This window comes from Bradyrhizobium sp. USDA3010 (assembly GCF_056429065.1).
Genome location: NZ_JBWJZD010000091.1, coordinates 1 through 8,136 on the forward strand (window position 1 = coordinate 1; position 8,136 = coordinate 8,136).

Sequence of the window (8,136 nt, forward strand, 5' to 3'; positions counted from 1 at the left end):
CCTCCAACGCGTTCACGAAGTCGGGTCGAAAAGCGGCGAAAAAGCCGAAGCGTTCGCGCGCGCCTTCACCCCGACCGGAAATGTTCCAGCTGCCCCGCCCGGCAATCATGAATAAGACGGGCTAGCAGCAATCGGTCAATCCGGCCTGATGTTAGCGTCATTGCTCCGCCGGCTGGGCCTCAGCAGTGCTGGTGAGGTCGAACTTGGGGCCCTTCTTCGCGTGACCGGCACTCGCATCGACACGGTGATCGGAGGCGATCGCGACATAGACCGCCGGCAGGACGAAGAGCGTGAACAGCGTGCCGATAGACATGCCCGCGACGAGCACCAGCCCAATCGAGAAGCGGCTCGCGGCGCCAGCTCCTGTTGCCGTCAACAAAGGTACCAGGCCTGTGACCATCGCCGCCGTCGTCATCAAGATTGGACGAAGTCGGACGCGAGCTGCCATCTCTATAGCCGAGCGACAATCAAGTCTCTCCTTGAGCTGCAGCTCGTTGGCGAACTCAACCATCAGGATCCCGTGCTTGGAAATTAAACCGACGAGCGTCAGCAGCCCGACCTGAGTGTAGATGTTCATCGTCGCCCAGCCAAAGAATAGCGGTATCAAGGCGCCGACAATTGCCATGGGTACACTGATCATAATAATGAGGGGATCGCGCAGACTTTCGAACTGCGCCGCAAGCACCAAGAATATGACGATCAGTGCAAATGCGAAGGTGATGGCCAGTTGGTCACCCTCGTGCACATATTGCCGGGCGTCGGCAAGGAAGTCGTGGCTGAAGCCTGCGGGCAGCTTCTTTGCCTCCGCCTCCAGGAAGTCCACGGCTTGACCGATCGTGACCCCGGGCATCGGCACAGCCTGAAAGGTCGCGCAGTTGAGCTGGTTGTAGTGGGTGAGCGCGTTCGGATCAGTCGCAGTCTCGACCGAGACGACGGTAGACAGCGGAAGCATCGAGCCCGTCGCTGTCTTTACATAATAGTTCCCAATCGCTTCCGGAGCCATGCGTTTCTCGCGCGGCACCTGCGGGATCACCTGGTAGGAGCGGCCCTGCAGATTGAAGCGATTGATGTAGTTTCCGCCAAGTAGGATGGCGAGCGCGTCACCGATATTCTGCATGGTAATGCCAAGATCGTTGGCCTTGGACCGATCGACCTTGATTCGCACCACCGGCTGGTTGAACTCGAGGTCAGAGTCGCTGACCATGAACAGACCGCTCTTGCGCGCGGCGTCCTTCAGTTTCGACATCTGCTCATAGACGGATTGGAAGCCCAGCGTCGAATTGATCACCATCTGCACTGGTAGGCCGTCCGATCCGCCCGGAAGTGCCGGCAAGTTAAAAGCAAATGCGTTAATACCTTCGATTTTGGACAGCTCGGCTTGAACAAGGGACCTAAGCACGATCGATGATCGCTTGCGCTCGTCCCATGGCTTCAGCAACATTCCGGCCATGCCTGCCTGCGAGCCGCGACTACCGTTGAGCACGAAGGTCAAATCGGTCTCGGAAAACTTCCGGAATGCCCTTTCGAGCTTGGCGCCGTAATAGTCGAGATAGTCGATATTGGCATATTTCGGCGCCTTCGTTAGTGCGAATACGATACCTTGATCCTCCTCGGGTGCAAGTTCCTTGGAAGTATGCATATAGAGAAAGCCGACGAGGCCCAGCATGGTCAGCGCAAACAGCCAGGTAATTGGGCGATAGTCGAGCGAGCGATCGAGCTTGCGGCCGTACCAGCATGTCATGGCGGCGAACACGCGGTTCACGAATCTTGCAAACCGCCCCTCCTCGGCGCTCTTTAGAAAGACCGAGCACATCATCGGCGACAGCGTCAAAGCGATCACGCCAGACACGATCACCGCCGCGGCCAGCGTGAACGCGAACTCGCGGAACAGCGCACCGGTGAGGCCACCGAGAAAGCCGATGGGTGCGTATACGGCCGCCAACGTAATCGTCATGGAGACAACGGGGACCACGATCTCGCGCGCTCCCCTCGTGGCGGCCTGCAGGGGCGGCCGCCCCTCTTCTAGATGACGATGGATATTCTCCACCACGACGATCGCGTCGTCGACCACAAGACCGATCGCGAGCACCATCGCAAGGAGGGTCAGTAGGTTGAATGAAAATCCCAGCGCCAGCATCAAGCTGCAGACGCCAACGAGCGACAGCGGAATGGTGACGACGGGAATGATGACCGATCGCAGCGAGGCCAGGAACAGGAAGATCACCACCATCACGATCACGATGGCCTCGATGAGCGTCTTTTCCACTTCATCGATCGACGATTGGATGAATTTCGTTGAATCGTAGGCCACCTTCATCTTCAGCGATGGCGGCAGGTTACGCTCCATTTCTGGAAACAGCGCGCGAACGCCTCGCACTATATTCAGCGGATTGCCTTGCGGGCTCGCCTGCACGCCGATGAAGACCGCGTGCTCGCCGTTCATGGCCACACTGACGTCTGTGGTCTGCGCTGCAAGCTCGACTGTCGCAATATCCTCAATGCGCACAAAGCCCCCATCAATGGCTTTGACGATCATGCGCTTGAAGTCATCAACACTCCGTAGATCGGTATTTGCCGTGACGTCGGAGATCGTGAAATATCCCTTGGTCTGGCCGGCCGCCGTCTGGAAGTTATTGGCGGCGATTGCAGCCGAAACATCAGCCGGCGAGACGCCGCGCCCTGCCATTTTCGCAGCATCGAGCCATAGCCGCATCGCAAAACTTTGGCCGCCCAGGATGTCTGCCGCGGCGACGCCGTCAACGGTTGACATAACCGGTTGCACGACGCGCGAGAGATAGTCGGAAATCGCGCTGGCCGTCAGTTCCTCGCTGGAGAAAGCGATATACATGACAGCGGTGGCCTGACCCGTTGCCTTAGTGACGACTGGATCGTTTGATTCCTTCGGGATTAAATATTTGATTGAGTTGACCTTAGAAAGCACCTCGGTGAGCGCCTCGTTAGGATCGAAATTCAGCTTTATGTAGACTTGGATCGTCGACGTACCGAGTACCGATGAGGAAGTGATGTAGTCGACGCCCTCGGCGGAAGCGACGGCCTGCTCCAAGGGAACGGTGATGAACCCCTGGATCATGTCGGCGGAGGCGCCAGGATAGGAAGTCGTGATATTGACGACCGTATTGGACAGCTTGGGATACTGCCGGATCGGCAGAACGGTGGCCGCGCGAAGTCCGATCAGCAGGATCAGGAGACTGAGGACGACAGACAACACCGGACGTTTGATGAAAAGTTCGATAGATGCCATCTCGACTCGCATTCAAGGTAACGCAAATTCGCGAGCAGGTCGCGCTACCCGCGGCTAATGCGCGTAATATTTGGGAACTGGAAACGCCTGATCCAAAGGGACACGCAGGGAGCTCAGTTCTGCGCTTCTTACATCGTGGTTGCTTGGATGAACATCGGCCCTGCCCTTCTCGTCACTGACCGCGACCTCAAATTGCGGAGCATTTCCCAAGTTAAACATCCATGTCTTTTTTTGCGCCTAAGCAGCCTGCGGCCCGCCTCAAGACGTGGAATTGGGCTCACCTGTTTCCATGTAGTTTCGTCCTCAGGCCTTGATGGAACACAACGACTTCCAGCAAGGAATCAAGCCAGCTCAAGGCTTCGCTTCGATCGCTCGTTCGTATGATCCAGCTTCGATGTCGAAAGTAGAATCGACCTGACGGATGCTCAACTCTACAAAGGTGAGTGGGTAATATAGGATGGGCTGTCAAACCTATACCAAGGTTTGTCAAACGGAACGCTGAAGCCTCGTCGCCCCCCTCAACACCAGTGAAGAGCTCGCTGGGTTGGAAAACCCTATCTTTTGACTCCGCGCCGGCGCAGCCTGCTGATTCTATGCACGTCGCGCGTTTTCATAAGGACACATGATAACAGCGCCAAAGAAGGCCCTTGGACTGAATTGACGCTTCGAGCTACAGAACGGGAAAGGAACGTCTGCGGAGAAGTGCGAAGCGCGGGCGCGGAAGCGTGACTGAACCTTGCCGGAGCGGCAGACAACCTGTAACGATGCCAGCATGCCGCGCCGCCGCCTTTCAGTGGCGGGGGCCTGTAGCTCAATGGTTAGAGCCGGCCGCTCATAACGGTCTGGTTGCAGGTTCGAGTCCTGCCGGGCCCACCAGCGGCGATTTCCTCCGACTGTAGCCCACTTTAAGAACGACTCGTTCGGGCTATAAGAACGACTCGATACCGATCTCTAAGACGACTCGATTTCATGAGTCATCGCCAGATCATCTCAAATCGGCAGAAAATCTCAAACCCAAACATTAACGCTGCGCTGCTTTCACCGTGAGTACGGTAGGCGATTTCGCCGTGATCGCAACTATGGTCAGCGGCCGCTGGGCCGTCGGCTAGTCCGACAGCGCCGATCGGGATGCGAGGATGGTATTGCCGCTTGTGGTGCTGCTGCTGCAGGTAGTGCTGGAGATGATGATGCCGGGGACGATGCCGATGCCGGGGCGATCATCATCGGCGTGCCGACGAGCAGCAGCACCATGCTGATCATGCGGCGCCGATGATCGGCGCACGCCGCATCACAAGCACCCTGGACGCCCACGAACTGCTGCTGGACGGCCTCTCCGCGCTGACCCACTTAGTCAGTCACCTCCCCTTCATTCAAATGGACTCGTTGGAAACAGCCCTCGGAATGAGCCTTCGCACCTTTCAGCGACGCAGGGGTGCTCCAGAAAAAGCCGCTCAGCTCCTGGCCAAGGCCACGGACGTGTTCGGTTCGCAGGAAGAGGCAGAGCAGTGGCTCGAGCGTCCAGCCATCGGTCTTGACCAGCGCCGCCCGATCGATCTGCTTGCCACGCCGGTGGGCATCGAGCGCGTTGAACAGTACCTCAAACGCCTCGCATACGGCGTCTATGCATGACGCCTTCTACAGAGCGATTAGGAGGCGGTAGGCTCATCGCTTGGCGTCTCGACCAGGGACGCTCTGCGTCGACTTCGGATAATGGCGAGGGCGCGTTCCAAGGTCGGCGACCGATGGAACAGCAAAGGCGCTCGCGTCGTGTATTGCGCTTGATCCTGCGACCGCGATCCTCGAATTGGCGGTTCGCAAAGGCTTCAAAGCACTCGACACTCCGCCGCGTTTTGACCGAGCTTCATATCGCCGTCGTGCTTCCCTCGCTCGCGTCTTGCAGGATGCGGTCATAGAATCTTCGGCAAAGGAGTGCCGACGATGAGAGCCACCGATATCGCAGCCTACTTTGTGAAGAAGATCGCCAAGCCAATTTAGTTTGATCTTGTTTGTGGACGCGACCACCGCTTCTATGCGATCGAGCCGACTGCAGTCGAAGACGACGTCATCCATGTGCTGGTTTCGCTGAAATACGAGATGTGGGGGCTCGAGAAGCGGAAGCGGGACGAGTATCTCGGGGCAGTCGCGATCCCCTTTTGTGACGGCGACACCGTGGAAGGCGTCTTCGATACGGCCATTGCAGTCGCCGCCTTTGGGGAACGAAGTGAAAAGATCCACACCGGCGGAGACGACGAAAACCGAATCCGCCGGGCCTACGCAAAGTACGTGGAGCGTTCAGAAGCGCAATCGGCGCGACCGCGGATCTAGATCTGGGCAGCACCAAGCTCAGGGGTTAGCCAGGGAGGGCCTCGGAACGTGACCGGGATCTAGAACCGGGCTCATCTCCTCGATTTTGGCATCGATCTTACTAAGAACAGCGGCCGGAATGACTTCCCGCTCTGGGAGCTGCCACCAATTGTCGTTCACCAACGATACGACCTCCTCGACGGCCGAGATTACCGCCGGTTCGGGTAGCCGCGCGCGATTGGCGAACTTTCGCCAGCGGTCCGGAGTAAGCGCTTTGAAGGATTTCTCTCCTCCCAAAGAGAGCGCCATATCGTCCTTCGGAAAATAAGCGGTGGTTGATAGGACGTCATACACGGGGGCGATGGCCGGAGTGCAACCATCACCTGGGTATATTGTGGACCAGTTCTTCAAGTGCATGTCGCCGTTGCCGACGAGTGCGGCAAGTGCCAGTCGGCGAACGAATTCGAGTGCGGCGTCGGTCGAAACCGCCACGTTCAGCGCGGAAGCGATGTCGTGGTATGATGCGTCATCGTATTTTTTGGATGGCTGCCGACCGAAGATCTGAGCGAAGTCTTCGATGTGAATTCGGGTACCTTTGGGCCCACGGTCGAACCGCTTCACCAGCAAGACCTTGCCGGTCGACAGCGTATTGAATTCTTCGGGAATTCCCTCGAAATCGGATTTTTCGACAAGCTCGCGTTCCCGCACATCCATTCCGAGGATTTCGGAAAGCGCCAAAATGGCGAATTCGTTTTCCGACAATCCGGCAAGATTGGTCGAGGGGAATTTTGCGATGTACTGTCCTTGCTCGTCGCCGATAGGCAAAGTCAGCCCGCCACCCTTGCCCGTGTTTTTCATCACGGAGAGCTTCATCTGAACTCCGGCCAAGGAAAACCGCGCTTTGATCTCACGTGGATTGTCTTGAACGGCTATCGTGGTGCTGCCGTCGCTCGGCACGACGCGCACTGCACCTGGCAGGTCTTCGCCAAGCGCCGCCAGGAGGTCGAAATCGTTTCCTTGCCTCACTGTTCCCGCGTGGTGCTTTTCCATCGCCTCGCGAAGCTTGTCCTCGGGCAACATATTCGCGAAGAACGCGGGCAGCATGTGTGCTACGGGCTTCGGATCCTTGCGAAGGCCACCATCGGCTGAGCGGAGCGAGAGGCTTAGTATCGGGGGCTTCGCCATAGCTCGATAGGCCGGATCGAGACTGAAGGCATTGAAATCGCCTGGCGTACGCACGACCGTTCCGACCTTGAGGTCTTGAAGGAACACGTCCAGCGACTGGATGGTGTTAGGAGCGCGGACCCGGGTGCTCATCATCATCATCCATATCGGTGGTGAACGCTGGTCGGTCCTCGTCTTCGGACGGCCGAAGGAGTGCGGTGACGCCGGGCACCATGGCCTGTGGGATCAGCATTAGCTCCATGCCGAGAGCGCGCGCGACGTTAATCAGCGTAGTCGCCCGCGCAGCGGCGTTGCCCTGCTCAATATCGCGGTAACGCGGCCGGGAAATGCCCGCGCGTTCGGCCACCTGCTCTTGAGTCAGGCCCGCTTGCTTTCTTGCATCCCGGAGGAGGCGTCCTAGCTGTTGGGTTGCTTCCGAGTTCCGTTCCATGATCTGTTTACGTATCTTTTTTATTCTATAAGATACGCAAAGGTATCATTTATCGCCGACTTCGTCAAGGCTTAGATCTGTTTACATATCATTGTACAATAAAAAGATCCTCAAACGTATCGTCAAGGCCAAAGCGCGGTTCCCAATGCCTAAAGCAATCTTGACCAGCGCTGGGCGAACCACCGCGTCCGCATGGACTTCTACGACTCCCGCCGCCCAGCCAAAACGGCGTCGAGCAAGTCTTCGACAGCGCCGGCGACACGCCCAAATCAAGGAATTTTTTTCATATTTTTTTCAAGTGCAGGCAATAGGTCCGCCGCGGGCGGTTTTGCCCCAGAGCAGATCCAAGCTGGTTACCTACGCCGGTAGTTTAACTCCGGTCAGCTTGCCCAACTTATCGATGAGTTCGTCCTGGAAGCTCGGATCAGTTGCCTCATTGGCCGGCTCCTGTTGCCGGAGTTGATGCCAGTAGCGGCCGCTAACTAGCGCGGCCGGATCGTCGCTCACGGCCAGCCAGGCTTGCGTCTTCTGACCCGTTTCGACATCTACCGGGGCGCCCGCGCCACCCATCTTCGTGCGCGCCCAGCCTGGATCGACCGCGTTACTTAGGACGCTTGGCCAGCGTCGCGCCAGCGCGGACGCAAGCGCGACGAGGTGCAGCTTGCTCTCGGCGTAGGCCCTGGCCGAATCCCAAGACCTTTTGGTCCAATCAAGGTCATCCAACGAGCCTTCCCCGCCACGATGCAGCCCGCTGCTGAGATAGACCAGTCTAGCGGGGCGCTCGATCAGTGCCGTCAGCACGTAGGGTGCAAGAGTATTGATCGCCGGCGTTCTAGCCCGTCTTATTCATGATTGCCGGGCGGGGCAGCTGGAACATTTCCGGTCGGGGTGAAGGCGCGCGCGAACGCTTCGGCTTTTTCGCCGCTTTTCGACCCGACTTCGTGAACGCGTTGGA

At 57.9% G+C, this 8,136-nt stretch carries 4 protein-coding genes, 1 tRNA gene and 3 pseudogenes; 4 read left to right on the forward strand and 4 right to left on the reverse strand.

Annotation, left to right across the window (positions count from 1 at the left end):
- Positions 1 to 157 precede the first annotated feature (157 nt).
- Positions 158 to 3,262, reverse strand: a complete 3,105-nt coding sequence (locus AC066Y_RS42600; protein ID WP_478279060.1) for an efflux RND transporter permease subunit — start codon at positions 3,260 to 3,262, stop codon at positions 158 to 160.
- An 800-nt stretch (positions 3,263 to 4,062) separates the two neighbouring features.
- Between AC066Y_RS42600 and AC066Y_RS42605 the strand changes: the two genes are divergently transcribed.
- The 4 genes and pseudogenes from AC066Y_RS42605 to AC066Y_RS42620 all read left to right on the forward strand — a co-directional run bounded on the left by AC066Y_RS42605 (position 4,063) and on the right by AC066Y_RS42620 (position 5,587).
- Positions 4,063 to 4,138 (forward strand) — tRNA-Ile (locus AC066Y_RS42605).
- Positions 4,139 to 4,540: 402 nt separating this feature from the next.
- Positions 4,541 to 4,891, forward strand: a pseudogene (locus AC066Y_RS42610) (antitoxin Xre/MbcA/ParS toxin-binding domain-containing protein); the annotation flags it as partial.
- Positions 4,888 to 5,102: pseudogene (locus AC066Y_RS42615) on the forward strand (RES family NAD+ phosphorylase); the annotation flags it as partial. The pseudogenes AC066Y_RS42610 and AC066Y_RS42615, both read left to right, overlap by 4 nt.
- 230 nt (positions 5,103 to 5,332) lie before the next feature.
- Positions 5,333 to 5,587: a hypothetical protein gene (locus tag AC066Y_RS42620; RefSeq protein ID WP_478279061.1), complete on the forward strand. Its 255-nt coding sequence runs from the start codon at positions 5,333 to 5,335 to the stop codon at positions 5,585 to 5,587.
- A gap of 18 nt (positions 5,588 to 5,605) precedes the next feature.
- On the opposite strand, the gene AC066Y_RS42625 is transcribed toward AC066Y_RS42620, so the two are convergent.
- The 3 genes and pseudogenes from AC066Y_RS42625 to AC066Y_RS42635 all read right to left on the reverse strand — a co-directional run.
- Positions 5,606 to 6,883, reverse strand: a complete 1,278-nt coding sequence (locus tag AC066Y_RS42625) for a type II toxin-antitoxin system HipA family toxin (protein ID WP_478279062.1) — start codon at positions 6,881 to 6,883, stop codon at positions 5,606 to 5,608.
- Entirely contained in the window at positions 6,858 to 7,181 is a 324-nt protein-coding gene (locus AC066Y_RS42630) for a helix-turn-helix domain-containing protein (protein WP_478279063.1), read from the reverse strand. Before AC066Y_RS42630 ends, AC066Y_RS42625 begins: the two co-directional genes overlap by 26 nt.
- Positions 7,182 to 7,538: 357 nt before the next feature.
- Positions 7,539 to 8,018: pseudogene (locus AC066Y_RS42635) on the reverse strand (Rossmann-fold NAD(P)-binding domain-containing protein); the annotation flags it as partial.
- Positions 8,019 to 8,136: the final 118 nt, after the last annotated feature.

Excerpts from the sequence above, each read along its gene's own strand:
- AC066Y_RS42600 (WP_478279060.1), bottom strand. The coding sequence starts at position 3,262 with ATGGCATCTATCGAACTTTTCATCAAACGTCCGGTGTTGTCTGTCGTC.
- AC066Y_RS42625 (WP_478279062.1), bottom strand. The coding sequence starts at position 6,883 with ATGAGCACCCGGGTCCGCGCTCCTAACACCATCCAGTCGCTGGACGTG.
- AC066Y_RS42630 (WP_478279063.1), bottom strand. The coding sequence starts at position 7,181 with ATGGAACGGAACTCGGAAGCAACCCAACAGCTAGGACGCCTCCTCCGG.